Origin of the sequence: Phaeobacter sp. QD34_24 (genome assembly GCF_028890115.1) — a bacterium.
Taxonomy (GTDB): domain Bacteria; phylum Pseudomonadota; class Alphaproteobacteria; order Rhodobacterales; family Rhodobacteraceae; genus Phycobacter.
Window position 1 is genome coordinate 200,819 of sequence record NZ_JARCJD010000005.1, and the last position, 14,827, is coordinate 215,645.

Genomic DNA, 14,827 nt, shown 5'->3' on the forward strand with positions numbered 1-14,827 from the left:
TCACGGCTTATCGTCAAAGCCTCTATCCCCTGTTCACAAGAAAATGCAAGAGATGACACGCATTCTGACCTTCATTCTACTGGTCCTCCCGCTTCTTGGCGCCGATCCCGCCCGCGCGGACCGCCTGTCAGAGGCGCTGGACCTGGTGCGGGACAAGGACTGGAACGCGGCAGGGGAACGGGCCGGGCCGGAAACCACGGTTGCCCGCGATATCGTCGAATGGCATCGCTTGCGCGCGGGCGAAGGGACATCGCGGGATGTGATGTCCTTCCTGGCGCGGCGCCCGGACTGGCCCGGCCTGCCCTACCTGCGACAGCAGCAGGAGGAAAACCTGGCCAAGGCGCCGCATCCCGTCACGATTTCCTTCTACTCGAACCACAGCCCCAAGACCGCCGAAGGCGCGCTGAGCCTGGGCCGCGCATTGATCCGGGCCGGGCGGCGCAGCGAGGCTGAGGCCGAGATCATCCGCGCCTGGCAAACCATGCCGATGACCGAAGAGCTGCAGTCTGCCTTTCTTGCGGATTTTGGCTCCCAGCTCAGACCGCATCACGTGGCCCGCCTGGATCGGCTGTTGTGGGATCACCACTTGGTCAGCGCCCGGCGCATGCTCGACCTGGTGCCGGATGGCCCCCGCAAACTGGCCGAGGCGCGCATCGCCCTGCAGGAACGCACCGCGGGCGTTGATGCCAAGATCGCCGCAGTGCCCGGCGATCTGAAAGATGATGCGGGCCTTGCCTATGACCGTTTCGACTGGCGCGATCAGAAGGGGCGACGCGAGGGCGCCATCGAGATGCTGATGGAGCGCAGCACCAGCGCCGACAGGCTTGGCCGCCCCGAAGACTGGCTGCGCCGCCGCCGCGATCTTGCCCGTCAGGACATGCGTGATGGCAATAACGAACGGGCCTACCAACTGGCCGCGCATCATTTCTCGACCCCGGACGCGGGCTATGGCTATTCCGATTGCGAATGGCTGGCCGGCTATATCGCCCTGCGCAAGCTCAATGATCCAGCGCTCGCTGCGCAGCATTTCGAACGCTTCCTTTCCTCCGTCGAGACGCCCATTTCCATCGGGCGCGGCGGCTACTGGCTGGGCCGCGCCTATGCAGCGCTTGGCCAGGTGGAACAGGCCCATGCCGCCTATGCCAAGGGTGCCGCCTATCAGACCTCCTTCTACGGGATCCTCGCCGCCGAGGCACTGGGACGTCCATTCGATCCAGAGCTGGCAACCCCGCCTGCCCTGCCGGGCTGGCGCAGCGCGCGTTTTCTGAACTCTTCGGTGACCGAGGCCGGGCTGCAGCTCTTGCGTGCCGGGGAGCTGTCCCTGGGAGAGCGTTTCCTGACCCATCTGACTGAAAGCCTGCCCCCCCAAGAGGCCTTGCAGCTGGGCCAGATGGCCGTCGAGATGGGTCAACCCCACCTCGCCGTGATGATCGGCAAACGGGCCGCGCAAGACGGGGTCGAGCTGAAAGGCGCATACTACCCGCTGCATCCGGTCGCCGAGCAGAAACTGCCCATGGCACCTGAGATGACCCTCGCCATCGCCCGGCGCGAAAGCGAATTCGACGCGGGCGTGATCAGCCATGCGGGCGCGCGCGGGCTGATGCAGGTGATGCCCGCCACCGCAAAACTGGTGGCCGGGGAGCTGGGCATTTTGGACGATCACAAGACCGCCCGCCTGACCGCCGAATGGGATTACAACGCCACCCTTGGCGCGCAGTATCTCGCGCGCCTGGCCGAGGAATTCGGCGGCAACGTGGTGATGATGGCGGCCGGCTACAATGCCGGCCCAAGGCGCCCCCTCGCCTGGATGGAGCGCTACGGCGATCCCCGCGACGGCACCCCCGACATCATCGACTGGATCGAGCACATCCCCTTCAACGAGACCCGCAACTACGTGATGCGCGTGACCGAAAGCCTGCCGGTCTACCGCGCGCGGCTGGGCAAGGCGCCCCTGCCGATCCCGTTCTCGCGCGAGCTGAAAGGCTCAACCCTTGCGGCGTTCACGCCATAGGGTGAAGAGCCCCGCCGCCACAACGATACCGGCGCCGAGCGCCACGTTGAAGCGGATCGTCTCGGCAAAGACCACAAGCCCCAGCATAGCCGCCCAGGGCAACTGCAGATAGGCAAAGGGCTGCACCGCGCTGGCCTCGGCAGCCTCGTAGCAGCGGATCAGAAGGTAGTGCCCAAGTGCCCCGGTCAGGCACAACAGCCCCATCCAGCCCCAATCCGGCGCGCTCATCGCCTCCCAGTTCCAGAGGCCGATCGGCGTCATGAAGACAACGCCGACAACGCCCACGTAAAAGAAACTGGTCGCCGAATTGTCCTTTCGCGCCGCATAGCGCGTCAGCAGCCCGTATAGGGCAAACATCAAGGCCGCCAGAAGCGGCACAAGGGCCGCGGGTTGGAAGACGCCAACGCCGGGTTCCAGGATGATCAGCACCCCCAGGAAACCGACCAGAATCGCACTCCAGCGCCAGATCCCGACCTTCTCGCCCAGGATGGGTCCCGACAGCGCCGCGATCAACAAGGGGTAGGAGACGAACACAGCATGGCTTTCCACCAGCCCCAAAAGGGTAAAGGCCAGCACCATGACGCAGATTTCGGCCGCGCAGATGAAACCGCGAAAGATCTGCAGCCAGATCTGCCGGGTGCGGGCGACCTTTTTCAGCCCGCCGGGCTGGCGCAACGCGATGGACACCACGAAGAGCGACAGGAACCAGTAGCGGATCATCACCACCATATAGACGTTGTATTCCCCCGCCAGATGGCGCGAGATCCCGTCCTGCAGAGCAAAGACGATGGTGGCGCCGATCATCAGCAGCACGCCAAGGCGCGTGTTATCTCCTGCCGCGTGGGTCTCTGTGCTGCTCATGCCAGTTCTGCCTTTGTCATATGTCTCTTGCGCCCATAGCCCGGGATGCGGGTAACGGTGAAACCCGCCGCCTCCAGCCCCCGACGCACGAAGCCCGCCGCCGTATAGGTTGCTGCCGTGCCGCCGGGCGCCGTGTGCCGGGCCACTTCCGCCATCAGATCCTCGCCCCACAACTCGGGGTTCTTGGCCGGGGAAAACCCGTCCAGAAACCAGGCATCGGCCTGCCCTGTCCACTCCGGCAGCGACAGGCGCGCGTCGCCCCTGACCATCTGAAACTGCAGGGTGTCAAAGGTGCAGCTGCCCTCCCCGCTCCATTTTGCCAGAAATCGTTCGGCCCAGGGGGTGACGGCGGGAAAGGCCGTTTGCGCCTTTGCCATATCGGCGGGCACCATTGGGAAGGCCTCGAAGCTGGTGAACCGTAGCGCGCCGCTCTGCCCGCTTTCCTCCCACAGTTTCCAGGCAGCAAGCAGGTTCAGCCCGGTGCCAAAACCCAGCTCCGCAATGTGAAAACCGGGGGCAAAGCGCGTCGGCAGATCGTTCCCGGCCAGAAACACATGCTCTGTCTCCGCCAGCCCGTCCTGGATCGAGAAATAGGGATCGTCGAACTGGTCTGACACCGGAACGCTGCCGTCGCGCCAGCTGAGGCTGGCCTGCTGATCACGGGCTTGCCGATCACGGGCCTGCTGGTCTGCCATGCTGTTTTCCCCTAAGTGATATGGCGAAGTGGCGCGACACTGGCGAAAGGGCGGGCGAATGGCAATGGCAGATATCACGGCTGATATCACTGTGCGCGGGGCAGGCATCTTCGGCCTCTCCATCGCCTGGGCCTGCGCCCGGCGCGGCGCAAAGGTGCAGGTGATCGATCCCTTCGGCCCGGGCGCCGGCTCCAGCGGCGGCCTTGTGGGCGCGCTGGCGCCACATGTGCCGGAGAACTGGAACCCCAAGAAGCAGTTCCAATTCGAAAGCCTGTTGAGGGCCGAAGGCTTCTGGGCCGAGGTGGAACAGGCAGGCGGCGTTTCACCCGGATATGGGCGCACAGGACGGCTGCAACCGATCAATGACGCCCGCACGCTGGAGCTGGCCCGCCAGCGCGAAGCCACGGCAGCAGAGCTCTGGCGGACAGAAGCAGGACCACAGGCCGAATGGAAGGTCCGCCCGGCCGAGGCATTCGGAGACTGGGCACCGCCCAGCGCCACCGGCCTCGTGATCCACGATACGCTCAGCGCCCGCATGCACCCGCGCCGCGCCTGCGCTGCCCTCGTGGCGGCCCTGAAGGCGCAAGGTGTTCCCATCCTTTCAGACGGGGACGATCAAGGACAGGTTGTCCACGCCAGCGGATACGCGGGGCTACAAGACCTGAACCGACTGCTCGGCAAACCCATCGGTAGCGGCGTCAAGGGACAGGCCGCCCTGCTGCGTCACGACGCCGGAGAAGTGCCCCAGCTCTATGCCGACAGCCTGCACATCATCCCGCATGCGGACGGTACCGTAGCCATCGGCTCCACCAGCGAGCGGGAGTTTGATGACGCGGGAAGCACAGACGAACAGCTGGACGATATCCTCACCCGCGCCCGCGCTGCTCTCCCTCTACTGCAGCAGGCCCAGGTGATCGAGCGCTGGGCCGGGGTCCGCCCCCGCGCCAAGTCCCGCGCGCCCATGCTGGGCGCCTGGCCGGATCGCCCCGGTCACTTCATCGCCAACGGCGGCTTCAAGATCGGCTTTGGCATGGCCCCCAAGGTGGCCGAGGTCATGACCGACCTGCTTCTGGAGCAGACCGACAGCATTCCCCATGGGTTCCGCATCGAAGACAACCTCTGAGGCGCGCGTTTCTGCTGTGCTCCGGGTCAAGGGAGGCGCAGCCTGCGCGCATCGCGCGCCTTGCCCTTGACGCGAAGCGCAACCCCCACAATCGGGATCGCGCTTTTGAGGGGCAGACCTGCCCCTCAAAACGCTTCTCAGCCCCTTTTGCGCCGCGCAGCGGCGCCGGGCCCAACTGGCAGCGTCATATTCGCAGAATATGGCCCGGCAGGCGGGAGCCCTTCCGTCAGGCCCCTTCAGCCGTGGCACTCATGCATTGCCGCCCATCGGGGCCGCGCACCCATAGATCATTCCCGTTGCGGCAGAAGGTAGCTGTTTCAAAATGCATCAAGGGGGAAGAGGCCCGGAAGGAAAACCGCTTCAAGGGGCCGATCACCTCTTCCGCCAAAAGCATCAGTTTCTGCGCCAGCAGGGGGCCATGCACCACCAGCCCCTCATAGCCCTCCACATCGCGCGCATAATCGAGATCATAGTGGATCCGGTGCCCGTTGAAGGTCAGCGCCGAGTAGCGAAACAGCAGGGTCGAGGAAAACATCTCCTCCCGTGCATCAGTCTCATCCTGACGCGCCTCAGGCGCAATCGGCTGTTGCGCCGCCGGATCAGGATCCTCCCGATAGACCAGATCCTGCCATTCCGTCAGACACAGCCGCCCCTCCTGCCAAACCTCGTGCCGCAGGGTCACAAAGGCCAGCGGTCCGCTGCGCCCCTCTTTGTGTTCCGCGCGCTCCAACACCGAGTGTTTCTCGGCCCGGATCCCGGCGCACAAAGGCGCATCGAACTGCAAACGACCACCCGCCCACATGCGGCGCGGCAAGCCCAGGTCGGGGATCAACCCGCCAGCCGCACCCACGCGCGGATGGCCATCCCGCCCCAGACATTCAGGCGGCTGGGGCGCCCAGAAGTAGAGCTGATGGAAAAACGGCGGCAAGGGGCTGCCTGCGCTGATCGTCGCCTGCCGCCCCAGCGCCACCTCAAAGGCAGCGGCGCGGGCGGGATCCATTACGTCGCTCTGACGCTCTTCGGTCGGGGTATCTGGCTGCTCTGTCATGGCGCGACTTTACTCCGCCCCGCCAAAAGGACAAGCGGCGGGAGACCTCCGCCCCGCCCGGCACCATCGGATCAACGGCCGATTTCTGCGCGCAGCTTTTGCATCAGCGTCTCAAGGGTGTTGCGATAGAGATCGCTTTTCAACTGCCCCTGGTCGTCAAACTCATTGGACGAATTCGCCAGGTGCAGCTCAGGCCCCGAAATGAGGCGCGGCTGGAACGGCACCATGAAGCCGCGCAGCACCATCTGCGCCCGCTCGCCGCCTGCGCGCCCCGCCGCTGCCGACATCACCGCCACGGGTTTATCTGCCCAGGGGGCGCCATCGGTCCGGCTCACCCAGTCCAGCGCGTTCTTCAAGGCCCCCGACGGTCCCTTGTTGTATTCCGGCGTGGAAATCGCCACCGCATCGGCTGCGGCAATCTGATCCGCCAGCGCCTGCACCGCAGCAGGCACGCCGACCCGCTCCTCGTCATCGCCATTGTAAAGCGGCAGGTTCAGATCACCTTCGACATGGGTGGAGGGGCCAAAAAAGCGCGCGGCCTCCTTCAGCAGCAGGCGATTGCTCGCCCCCGCACGCAGAGATCCCGACAGAGTGAGAAGCACCGGATTGCTCATATCAATGTCCTTTGAGTTCAAAGCCGCAATGGCGCAGACCTTAGATCGGCCCGTTTCAAAGGCAAAGACCTGTCGCTGCGGAGCCTATGTGCATCAGTTCACAGCCGCGTGCCCAAAAGAGCGCGCCCGCTACTGCGGGATGATCACGATCTCCACCCGCCGGTTCTGCGCCTTGCCCTCTTCGGTGAGGTTGCTGGCAACCGGCTCCGCCTCTCCGCGACCGATGGTGCGGATCCGATTGTAGGGCACGCCGCCCGCCTGGATCTGATCGGCCACCACAGATGCGCGACGCTCGGACAGGCCCTGATTGTAGGCCGCATCGCCATCGCTGTCGGTATGGCCGATCACCTGCACTGTGCTATTGGGATAGCGCACCAGACTGTCCGCGACCTTCAGCAGGTCCGCGCGGATCGACGGCGTAAGATCCGAGCTGTCGGTGGCAAAGGTCAGATCATCCGGCAACAGCAGGATCAGCCGGTCTCCGGTATTGACGATGGCAATGCGATCATTAGCGATCGACTGTCGCAGCTCGGCTTCCTGCTTGTCCAGTTGGCTGCCGATCAAACCGCCCGCAAGGGCACCAGCGGCGGCGCCACCGATCACGGCTGCGGTCTTATTGCTTGCTCCCGAAAGGGCACCGATGCCGGCCCCCAGAATACCGCCTGCGATCAAACCCTGGCGCTCCTTGCTGGGGCTGCCATCCCTGTTCAGCATGGCCGGGTCGGTACAGGCGCCAAGGCCAAGAACCAGACTCACCGCCGCCACGGTCGAGATTTTCAAAATCGTCATTTCCTTCAGCCTTTTGCCTGCTCCGCGTGGCGTGCAGCCTGGCCCGAGCCAGCTGCAGTCATGCCTGTTTTGCGGGCAGTATTGCGGCTGTCCCATCCCCGTTCAAGACCCGTTCACGAAAAGACCGAGGCCCTTAGGCGGATTGCCGCCCCTCCACGCTGGCCGCGATCTTGCTGTCGTCCTGTGCCGACTCGAAGGCCAGCATGGCCCGTTTGACCCCCGTGCCCCAATGATATCCGCCCAGGGCGCCGGATTTGCGCAGGGCGCGGTGACAGGGAATGAGCCAGCTGACCGGGTTCTTGCCCACCGCCGTCCCCACCGCCCGCACCGCACGGGGGGAGCCTATGGCGCGCGCCAGCTCGGAATAGGTGGTGACATGGCCCGAGGGGATGCGCAGCAGCGCCTCCCAGACCTTGATCTGAAGCGGCGCCCCGATCATATGCAGCGCCGCCTCCCCGCGTTGGGAAAAGATGGCCTCTGCCAGCGGACGCAGCCCCATGGGATCCTCGACGAACGTCGCACTGGGCCAGCGGGCGCGCATGTCGGCCATGGTTGGTTCAGCCCCGACCTCTGCCGCGAAGGCCAGCCCGCAGATGCCTTTTTCGGTGCCCATGACCAGAGCCAGGCCAAAGGGGCTGTCAAACCAGCCCCAGCGGATCTGCAGCCCCGCGCCTTTGCGGGCATATTCGCCGGGGCTCATCGCCTCCCAGCGCAGGAAGAGATCATGCAGGCGTCCCGATCCCGACAGCCCCACCGCATGGGCGGTCTCTAGCGTGGAAAACCGCTCCTGCAGCAGCGTCTTTGCGTGACCCAGCCGCAGATATTGCTGATAGCGCTTGGGAGAGACGCCCACCCAGGCCGAAAACACCCGCTGAAAATGGGCCGGACTCATCTGCATACGCGCGGCCAGCATCTCAAGGCTCAGATCTTCCCCGCCCGCGTCGATCACCTCGATCGCACGCCGGATGACGCCGTAGTGATAGCTGTCTTCTTGCGCCTGACCGGTCATTGCCTGCTCTCCTGCGTTTTGCACTCCGGAGAGAGTAACCAAGAGCTGCGCGCCAAACGACCCGGATTTTGCGCTTTGCTGCCGATGCCCCTGTTCCAGAGGCAACAGGTCGCAAGCCCTGCGAAACCAAGGAGACGTTTTTCGTTTGCGTGGTCGGACACGGATCGGCAAAAGGGGCGGCATGGCAAAGCAACTCGATTACCACACCCTGCGAGAGATCTTTTCGCGGTTTCAGGCAGCCGAGCCGGAACCCAAGGGCGAACTGGACCATGTGAATGTCTACACATTGGTGGTGGCCGTCGCCCTGTCGGCACAGGCCACGGACGCAGGCGTCAACAAGGCCACGCGCGAACTGTTCAAGATCGCGGACACCCCGCAAAAGATGCTGGACCTCGGCGAAGAGGGGCTGATCGAACATATCAAGACGATCGGCCTGTTCCGCAACAAGGCCAAGAACGTCATCAAGATGGCCCGCATTCTGGTCGATGATTACGGCGGCGAAGTGCCAAACTCCCGCGCCGCGCTGCAATCGCTGCCGGGGGTGGGTCGCAAGACCGCCAATGTGGTTCTGAACATGTGGTGGCACTACCCGGCGCAGGCGGTGGATACCCATATCTTCCGGGTCGGCAACCGTTCCGGCATCTGCCCCGGCAAGGATGTGGACGCGGTCGAGCGCGCCATCGAAGACAATATCCCGGTCGATTTCCAGCAGCACGCCCATCACTGGATGATCCTGCACGGCCGTTATCACTGCAAGGCACGCAAGCCGATGTGCGGCACCTGCCTCATCCGCGACCTGTGCCAATACGAGGACAAGAACTTATGAAAACCTACCAGATTGTCGGCATCGGCAACGCCGTCGTCGATGTGATCAGCCAATGCGACGACAGCTTTCTTGACCATATGGGGATCGAGAAGGGCATCATGCAGCTGATCGAGCGCGAACGCGGCGAGGTTCTGTATGGCGCGATGGAAAGCCGGGTGCAGACGCCCGGCGGTTCGGTCGCCAACACCATCGCCGGCGCCGGTGCGCTGGGGCTCGATGCCGCCTTTATCGGGCGGGTGCATGACGATGCTTTGGGCCGCTTCTATGCCGACGCGATGAACGAGGATGGCGTCGATTTCGTCAACCCGCCAGTACCGGGCGGTGAGCTGCCCACCTCGCGGTCGATGATCTTTGTGTCACCCGACGGCGAGCGGTCGATGAACACCTATCTTGGGATTTCCTCCGAGCTCAGCTCTCCGGACGTACCGAACGAGGTCGCCGGGCAGACGCAGATCATGTTCCTGGAGGGCTATCTCTTTGACAAGGACAAGGGCAAGACGGCCTTCATGGAGGCCGCACGCGATTGTCGCCTGGGCGGCGGCAAGCCGGGTATCGCCATCTCCGACCCCTTCTGCGTCGAACGCCACCGCGCCGACTTCCTGTCGCTGATCGAGAACGAGCTGGAGTTCGTGATCGGCAACGAGGACGAGATCCGCTCGCTGTTTGAAACCGACGATCTGGAAGAGGCGCTGGCCAAGACCGCCGCGATCTGTCCGCTGGTGGTCTGCACCCGCTCCGGTGACGGGGTCTCGGTGATCGCCGGGGAAACCCGCATCGATGTGCCCGTCACCAAGGTGGTGCCGGTGGATGCCACCGGCGCCGGCGATCAATTCGCCGCCGGCTTCCTGTTCGGTCTGGCCACGGGCCGCGATCTGGAAACCTGCGCCAAGATCGGCAATGCCTGCGCTGCAGAGGTGATCAGCCATATCGGACCGCGCCCCGAACAGGACATGCGCGAGATCCTGAAGGCCGAAGGGCTTCTCTGAGAACGGGCGGAAAAGCTCCCGCCGGTCGAAGATGCCCTAAGGGTCACCATCTCCCGTTGGGCGTGGCGCGGAGCGGCAAAGCCGCTCCGCGCCACGCTCGCCCCCGCCGTCCGCAGGACGCAAGGGCGCAAGCCCGCGCAGGATGTCAGCGGCTGCCTGCCGCAACCAGGGCCTTGGACAATAGCGCCTTGAAGCGCTCGACATCCTCAGCGGCCATCTCCCCAAGCAGACCGGCCTGCGTCGCCACATGCGCTTCAACCGCGTCATTGATCAGCCCCAGGCCTTGATCGGTCAGCCCGACCAGGAAGCTGCGACTGTCCGCCGGGTTCACCTTGCGCGACACCAGCCCATCCGCCTCCAGCCGGTCGATCCGATTGGTCATCGTCCCCGAGGCCACCATGGTCGCCTTCAACAGATCGCCCGGCGACAACTCATATGGCACACCGGCCCGGCGCAGGGTCGCCAGAACGTCGAACTTGGCCGCGTTGAGACCAAAACGCTGAAAGGTCTTCTGCATCTCGGCCTGATAGGCCAGATAGAGACGCCCCACCCGGCCGATGATCCCCATGGCCGTGACATCAAGATCCGGCCGCTCCCGTTCCCATTGCTGGGTGATAAAATCCACATGATCCATGTATTCTGTTTCGCGGCAAAATATCTTGACGTCAAGATGAAAGCGATTTATCTCGACCTCAAGATACACATGGAGATGACGCTGATGCAGACCCGAGACCTGATCCTGACCGCGCTGGCACCGGCAATCTGGGGCAGCAGCTATATCGTGACGACCAATTTCCTGCCGGGCCATTCGCCCTTTACCGTGGCCCTGCTACGCGCCCTGCCTGCGGGGTTGCTGTTACTGCTGCTGGTGCGCCAGTTGCCTCCCATGACCTGGGTGCCAAAGCTGCTGGTCCTGGGCGCGCTCAACTTCTCGCTGTTCTGGACCTTTCTGTTCCTGTCCGCCTATCGCCTGCCGGGAGGGGTCGCGGCCACTTTGGGCGCGGTTCAGCCGCTGGTGGTGGTCTTCCTGTCGGGGCTGGTCCTGAACGCCCCCATCAGACTGGCCTCAATCCTGGCTGCAGCCCTCAGCATCGCCGGTGTTGCCCTCTTGGTCCTGACACCCGCGGCGCAGCTGGACACGATCGGCGTTCTCGCAGGGCTTGGCGGCGCGCTCTCCATGGCCGCTGGCGTGGTGCTGACGCGCAAATGGCAGCCGCCGGTGCCGCCGCTGACCTTCACCGCCTGGCAACTGACCGCCGGGGGCCTGCTGCTGATCCCGCTGACCCTCTGTACCGTGCCCGAGATACCTCGTTTCACTGCAGAGAACATTCTTGGCCTTGCCTACATGAGCCTCATTGGCGGTGCGCTGACCTATATCCTGTGGTTCCGGGGGCTGGCGCGGATTGATCCCTCCGCCGTCTCGCTCCTGGGCGTGCTCAGCCCGCTGACGGCGGTGATCCTGGGCTGGCTTTTCATGCAGGAAACGCTGAACCATTATCAGATGATCGGTGCGGCTCTTGCGCTTTTCAGCCTCTGGCTGGGTCAGCAGGGAGCCAAAGCGCCTCGGCGCGGCAGCCCCTCAAACCCCTTGAGTGCTGCCGCCAAATAGGCGGTCCTGTCACTGTGGAGCAAGCGGCACGCAGGCCGTGCCACGGTGACAGTCCAGCACCTGTTTGCGCAGCGCGTGGATATTCCCGGCAAAGGCAAACTGGCCGCAGGGATCGAACCGGACGATCAGATCACGGCCGCGCTGCTCGGCAAAGATCAGGTACTCCACACCCGATTTTGCCCTGCCGCACCAGGGCCCCATGCATTGCACCTCGATCACCACATCCGCCCTCACGGCGCGGTCAAAATCCCGCGCACCCAGAAGCGCGCCATTGAAGCTCCCACGAAACTGGGTCACAGGAGGGGCAGCGTTCGGATTGCTCGCAGGCGCCCGCGGCAGGCGGCGTTCATCGAATGAGAGCCGCCCCTGGAGAATGGCGTAGGAGCGGTTGGAACTGGCGGCCTTGAGATAGGCATCCGTAACACCCCAGGGCGCGCAGCTGAGCGCCTGTGCCGATGTTCCTGCCCCCAGCGCCGCCAAAGATGCGACAGCGACCGCGAAGCTTCGCAACAGGTGCGGCAAGCGTCTCATCCTAGAGGTGCCTCCTGAATTCCTCGACCACCCGCGCGTAGACCTCGCGTTTGAAAGGCACGATCTTTTCCACCAGATGCTCTACCGGCTGCCAGCACCAGGCAGAGAATTCGGGGTGATCGGTGTCGATGCGCACCTGATCGTCAGAGCCCAAGAACCGCATCAGATACCATTTCTGTTCCTGCCCGCGATAGCGTCCGCCCCAGAAGTTCGGCACCACGTCATGCGGCAGATCATAGGGCAGCCAGGTTTCGGATTCGGCGATGATCTCGACCAGCGAGGGCAACACCCCTGTCTCTTCCTCCAGTTCGCGCAGGGCTGCGGTGCGCGGATCCTCGCCTTCGTCAATGCCGCCCTGGGGCATCTGCCAAGCATCCTTGTAGCGGTCCGAGCGCTGGCCGACAAAGACCGCCCCGTCGGCGTTGATCATCATGACGCCCACATTGCGGCGATAGGGCAGTTTGGCGATGTCTTCCGGTGTCATGGGTCTTCCTTGGATCTATCCTTGCCATGATTAGACCTGCTGCCGCCGGGGCACGCAAGGGGGTGACGCCGCGTTGACAGGTGACAAACCCCGCGCCAAGCGCGATCCTGCGGCCCAAAGGATAGGGAGAGTGTCGATGACTGCGTACCCAAAACTGCTGGCGCCGCTGGATCTGGGGTTCACCACGCTGAAGAACCGCGTGCTGATGGGCTCCATGCACACCGGTCTGGAAGAGACCCGCGACTGGAACCGGGTGGCCGAATTCTACGCCGAGCGCGCACGCGGTGGCGTCGCCCTGATGGTGACGGGCGGCATCGGTCCGAACCTCGAAGGCTCGGTCCTGCCGGGGGCTGCGATGATGACCACCGAAGAGGATGTGAAGAACCACAGCATCGTCACGACCCGCGTGCATGAGGCAGGCGGCAAGATCGCCATGCAGATCCTGCATGCGGGCCGCTATGCCTATGGCCCGAAATGCGTGGCGCCCAGCGCCGTGAAATCGCCGATCTCCCCCTTCCCGCCGAACGAGCTGGACGAAGAGGGCATCGAAAAACAGATCTCGGACATCGTGAATGCGGCGCGTCTGGCGCAGCAAGCCGGGTATGATGGGGTCGAGATCATGGGCTCCGAAGGCTACTTCCTGAACCAGTTCCTGGTCACCCATACCAACAAGCGCACCGATGGCTGGGGCGGCTCCTATGAGAACCGCATGCGCCTGCCGATTGAAGTTGTGCGCCGCACCCGCGAGGCGGTCGGCTCCGATTTCATCATCATCTATCGCCTGTCGATGATCGACCTTGTGCCCAATGGCTCCACCCATGACGAGGTGGTACAACTGGCGCAGGAAATCGAAAAGGCGGGCGCCACCATCATCAACACCGGCATCGGCTGGCACGAGGCGCGCATTCCGACCATCGCGACCTCGGTGCCACGCGCGGCCTTTGCCTGGGTGACGAAGAAACTGATGGGCAAGGTCTCGATCCCGGTAGTGACCTCGAACCGGATCAACACGCCCGAGGTGGCCGAAGAGGTGCTGGACACCGGCTGCGCCGATATGGTGTCGATGGCGCGCCCCTTGCTGGCCGATGCGCATTTCGTGGCCAAGGCCGAAGACGGCAAATCCAGCCGCATCGCGCCCTGTATCGCCTGCAACCAGGCCTGCCTTGACCATACCTTTGGCGGCAAGCTGACCTCCTGCCTGGTGAACCCCCTCGCCTGCCACGAAACCGAACTGGTGATCGAACCGGCTGCCGCGGCCAAGAGCGTCGCCATCGTCGGTGCCGGCCCCGCGGGTCTGTCGACGGCCCTCACTGCCGCCCAGCGCGGCCATAAGGTGACTCTGTTCGACAAGGCGGATGAGATCGGCGGCCAGCTCAACATGGCGAAACAGGTGCCCGGCAAGGAAGAGTTCTGGGGGCTGGTGGACTGGTACCGCGCCATGGTTGCTGACGCGGGTATCACGCTGGAACTGGGCCGCGAAGTGGCGGCCGAGGATCTGACGGGCTTTGACGAGGTGGTGATCGCCACCGGCGTCACCCCGCGCGATCCGGGCATTCCCGGCCAGGACCGCGACAACGTGCTGAGCTATATCGACGTTCTGCGCGGCAAGGCCGAGGTCGGCAAGCGCGTCGCGGTGATCGGCGCGGGTGGCATCGGTTTCGATGTCTCCGAATACCTGCTGCACGAGGGCAAAAGCCCCACCGAGGACCTGCCGCTCTGGATGAAGGAATGGGGGGTGACGGACCCCGCCGAGCATCGCTCGGGCCTGGCCCCCGAAGGACCGCAGCCCGAGGCCCCCGCCCGCGAGGTGACGCTACTGCAGCGCAAGGCCCAGGCACATGGCAAGGGCCTCGGCAAGACCACCGGCTGGATCCACCGCGCCACGCTGAAAATGAAGGGCGTGAATTTTGTGGGCGGCGTGAACTACGAGAAGATCGACAGTGATGGCCTGCACGTGAGCTTTGGCGAAGCGCGGGAGAACCCCACCGTGATTGCCGCCGACACGATCGTGCTTTGTGCAGGCCAGCTCTCTGAACGCTCCTTGGCGGATGCGCTGGAGGCACAAGGCATCACGGCCCATGTGATCGGCGGCGCGGATGTTGCGGCGGAACTGGACGCAAAGCGTGCCATCAACCAGGGCACCCGGCTGGCCGCAGCGCTCTGACCGGTCGGGAGGCCTCACCCAGCACGGTGGCACTCCCGCGCCTGCAGCTGTCCCGGCTGCGCCGAGACCCCTTGGCA

Annotated in this window: 15 protein-coding genes; 6 read left to right on the forward strand and 9 right to left on the reverse strand. The window is 64.4% G+C overall.

The features are described 5' to 3' along the window. Positions 1-52 precede the first annotated feature (52 nt). Positions 53-2,011: a lytic transglycosylase domain-containing protein gene (locus PXK07_RS06000; RefSeq protein ID WP_274847291.1), complete on the forward strand. Its 1,959-nt coding sequence runs from the start codon at positions 53-55 to the stop codon at positions 2,009-2,011. Here the strand turns inward: PXK07_RS06000 and PXK07_RS06005 are convergent. Further along, the gene (locus PXK07_RS06005; RefSeq protein ID WP_274847292.1) at positions 1,985-2,872 is read right to left on the reverse strand and encodes a DMT family transporter; all 888 of its coding nucleotides are present in this window, start codon (positions 2,870-2,872) and stop codon (positions 1,985-1,987) included. The genes PXK07_RS06000 and PXK07_RS06005 overlap by 27 nt on opposite strands. Beyond that, entirely contained in the window at positions 2,869-3,567 is a 699-nt protein-coding gene (gene mnmD / locus PXK07_RS06010; protein ID WP_274847293.1) for a tRNA (5-methylaminomethyl-2-thiouridine)(34)-methyltransferase MnmD, read from the reverse strand. Before mnmD ends, PXK07_RS06005 begins: the two co-directional genes overlap by 4 nt. Positions 3,568-3,631: 64 nt before the next feature. Here mnmD and PXK07_RS06015 point away from each other — a divergent pair, with 64 nt between their 5' ends. Further along, the gene (locus tag PXK07_RS06015; protein WP_446728353.1) at positions 3,632-4,690 is read left to right on the forward strand and encodes an NAD(P)/FAD-dependent oxidoreductase; all 1,059 of its coding nucleotides are present in this window, start codon (positions 3,632-3,634) and stop codon (positions 4,688-4,690) included. Between the two features lie 226 nt (positions 4,691-4,916). Here PXK07_RS06015 and PXK07_RS06020 read toward each other — a convergent pair whose 3' ends face one another. From PXK07_RS06020 to PXK07_RS06035, 4 genes are all read right to left on the reverse strand, one after another. Beyond that, positions 4,917-5,738, reverse strand: coding sequence for an FAS1-like dehydratase domain-containing protein (locus PXK07_RS06020; protein ID WP_274847295.1), 822 nt, complete (start codon positions 5,736-5,738; stop codon positions 4,917-4,919). 71 nt (positions 5,739-5,809) lie between these two features. After that, positions 5,810-6,352 carry an NADPH-dependent FMN reductase gene (locus PXK07_RS06025; protein WP_274847296.1) on the reverse strand — a complete coding sequence of 181 codons (543 nt, stop codon included), beginning with the start codon at positions 6,350-6,352 and terminating at the stop codon, positions 5,810-5,812. A 129-nt stretch (positions 6,353-6,481) separates the two neighbouring features. Further along, positions 6,482-7,141, reverse strand: a complete 660-nt coding sequence (locus PXK07_RS06030; protein WP_274847297.1) for an OmpA family protein — start codon at positions 7,139-7,141, stop codon at positions 6,482-6,484. 133 nt (positions 7,142-7,274) lie between these two features. After that, positions 7,275-8,150, reverse strand: a complete 876-nt coding sequence (locus tag PXK07_RS06035) for a bifunctional helix-turn-helix domain-containing protein/methylated-DNA--[protein]-cysteine S-methyltransferase (protein WP_274847298.1) — start codon at positions 8,148-8,150, stop codon at positions 7,275-7,277. A 181-nt stretch (positions 8,151-8,331) separates the two neighbouring features. Between PXK07_RS06035 and nth the strand changes: the two genes are divergently transcribed. Both nth and PXK07_RS06045 read left to right on the forward strand, forming a co-directional pair. Continuing rightward, positions 8,332-8,976, forward strand: coding sequence for an endonuclease III (gene nth, locus PXK07_RS06040; RefSeq protein WP_274847299.1), 645 nt, complete (start codon positions 8,332-8,334; stop codon positions 8,974-8,976). Then, on the forward strand, positions 8,973-9,962 hold the full coding sequence (locus tag PXK07_RS06045; RefSeq protein WP_274847300.1) for an adenosine kinase: 990 nt from the start codon (positions 8,973-8,975) through the stop codon (positions 9,960-9,962). The genes nth and PXK07_RS06045 overlap by 4 nt, the downstream gene beginning before the upstream one ends. Positions 9,963-10,107: 145 nt before the next feature. Here PXK07_RS06045 and PXK07_RS06050 read toward each other — a convergent pair whose 3' ends face one another. Beyond that, positions 10,108-10,596, reverse strand: coding sequence for a MarR family winged helix-turn-helix transcriptional regulator (locus tag PXK07_RS06050; RefSeq protein WP_274847301.1), 489 nt, complete (start codon positions 10,594-10,596; stop codon positions 10,108-10,110). 84 nt (positions 10,597-10,680) lie between these two features. Between PXK07_RS06050 and PXK07_RS06055 the strand changes: the two genes are divergently transcribed. Further along, positions 10,681-11,571, forward strand: coding sequence for an EamA family transporter (locus PXK07_RS06055; RefSeq protein ID WP_274847326.1), 891 nt, complete (start codon positions 10,681-10,683; stop codon positions 11,569-11,571). A 9-nt stretch (positions 11,572-11,580) separates the two neighbouring features. Here the strand turns inward: PXK07_RS06055 and PXK07_RS06060 are convergent, their stop codons facing one another. Together PXK07_RS06060 and PXK07_RS06065 are read right to left on the reverse strand one after the other, a co-directional pair. Further along, positions 11,581-12,102, reverse strand: coding sequence for a hypothetical protein (locus tag PXK07_RS06060; protein ID WP_274847302.1), 522 nt, complete (start codon positions 12,100-12,102; stop codon positions 11,581-11,583). A gap of 1 nt (position 12,103) precedes the next feature. Then, entirely contained in the window at positions 12,104-12,586 is a 483-nt protein-coding gene (locus PXK07_RS06065) for an RNA pyrophosphohydrolase (protein WP_274847303.1), read from the reverse strand. A gap of 136 nt (positions 12,587-12,722) precedes the next feature. Here PXK07_RS06065 and PXK07_RS06070 point away from each other — a divergent pair, with 136 nt between their 5' ends. Beyond that, entirely contained in the window at positions 12,723-14,750 is a 2,028-nt protein-coding gene (locus PXK07_RS06070) for an NADPH-dependent 2,4-dienoyl-CoA reductase (RefSeq protein WP_274847304.1), read from the forward strand. Positions 14,751-14,827: the final 77 nt, after the last annotated feature.

Excerpts from the sequence above, each read along its gene's own strand:
- PXK07_RS06000 (WP_274847291.1), top strand. The coding sequence starts at position 53 with ATGACACGCATTCTGACCTTCATTCTACTGGTCCTCCCGCTTCTTGGC.
- PXK07_RS06005 (WP_274847292.1), bottom strand. The coding sequence starts at position 2,872 with ATGAGCAGCACAGAGACCCACGCGGCAGGAGATAACACGCGCCTTGGC.
- mnmD (WP_274847293.1), bottom strand. The coding sequence starts at position 3,567 with ATGGCAGACCAGCAGGCCCGTGATCGGCAAGCCCGTGATCAGCAGGCC.
- PXK07_RS06015 (WP_446728353.1), top strand. The coding sequence starts at position 3,632 with ATGGCAGATATCACGGCTGATATCACTGTGCGCGGGGCAGGCATCTTC.
- PXK07_RS06020 (WP_274847295.1), bottom strand. The coding sequence starts at position 5,738 with ATGACAGAGCAGCCAGATACCCCGACCGAAGAGCGTCAGAGCGACGTA.
- PXK07_RS06025 (WP_274847296.1), bottom strand. The coding sequence starts at position 6,352 with ATGAGCAATCCGGTGCTTCTCACTCTGTCGGGATCTCTGCGTGCGGGG.
- PXK07_RS06030 (WP_274847297.1), bottom strand. The coding sequence starts at position 7,141 with ATGACGATTTTGAAAATCTCGACCGTGGCGGCGGTGAGTCTGGTTCTT.
- PXK07_RS06035 (WP_274847298.1), bottom strand. The coding sequence starts at position 8,150 with ATGACCGGTCAGGCGCAAGAAGACAGCTATCACTACGGCGTCATCCGG.
- nth (WP_274847299.1), top strand. The coding sequence starts at position 8,332 with ATGGCAAAGCAACTCGATTACCACACCCTGCGAGAGATCTTTTCGCGG.
- PXK07_RS06045 (WP_274847300.1), top strand. The coding sequence starts at position 8,973 with ATGAAAACCTACCAGATTGTCGGCATCGGCAACGCCGTCGTCGATGTG.
- PXK07_RS06050 (WP_274847301.1), bottom strand. The coding sequence starts at position 10,596 with ATGGATCATGTGGATTTTATCACCCAGCAATGGGAACGGGAGCGGCCG.
- PXK07_RS06055 (WP_274847326.1), top strand. The coding sequence starts at position 10,681 with ATGCAGACCCGAGACCTGATCCTGACCGCGCTGGCACCGGCAATCTGG.
- PXK07_RS06060 (WP_274847302.1), bottom strand. The coding sequence starts at position 12,102 with ATGAGACGCTTGCCGCACCTGTTGCGAAGCTTCGCGGTCGCTGTCGCA.
- PXK07_RS06065 (WP_274847303.1), bottom strand. The coding sequence starts at position 12,586 with ATGACACCGGAAGACATCGCCAAACTGCCCTATCGCCGCAATGTGGGC.
- PXK07_RS06070 (WP_274847304.1), top strand. The coding sequence starts at position 12,723 with ATGACTGCGTACCCAAAACTGCTGGCGCCGCTGGATCTGGGGTTCACC.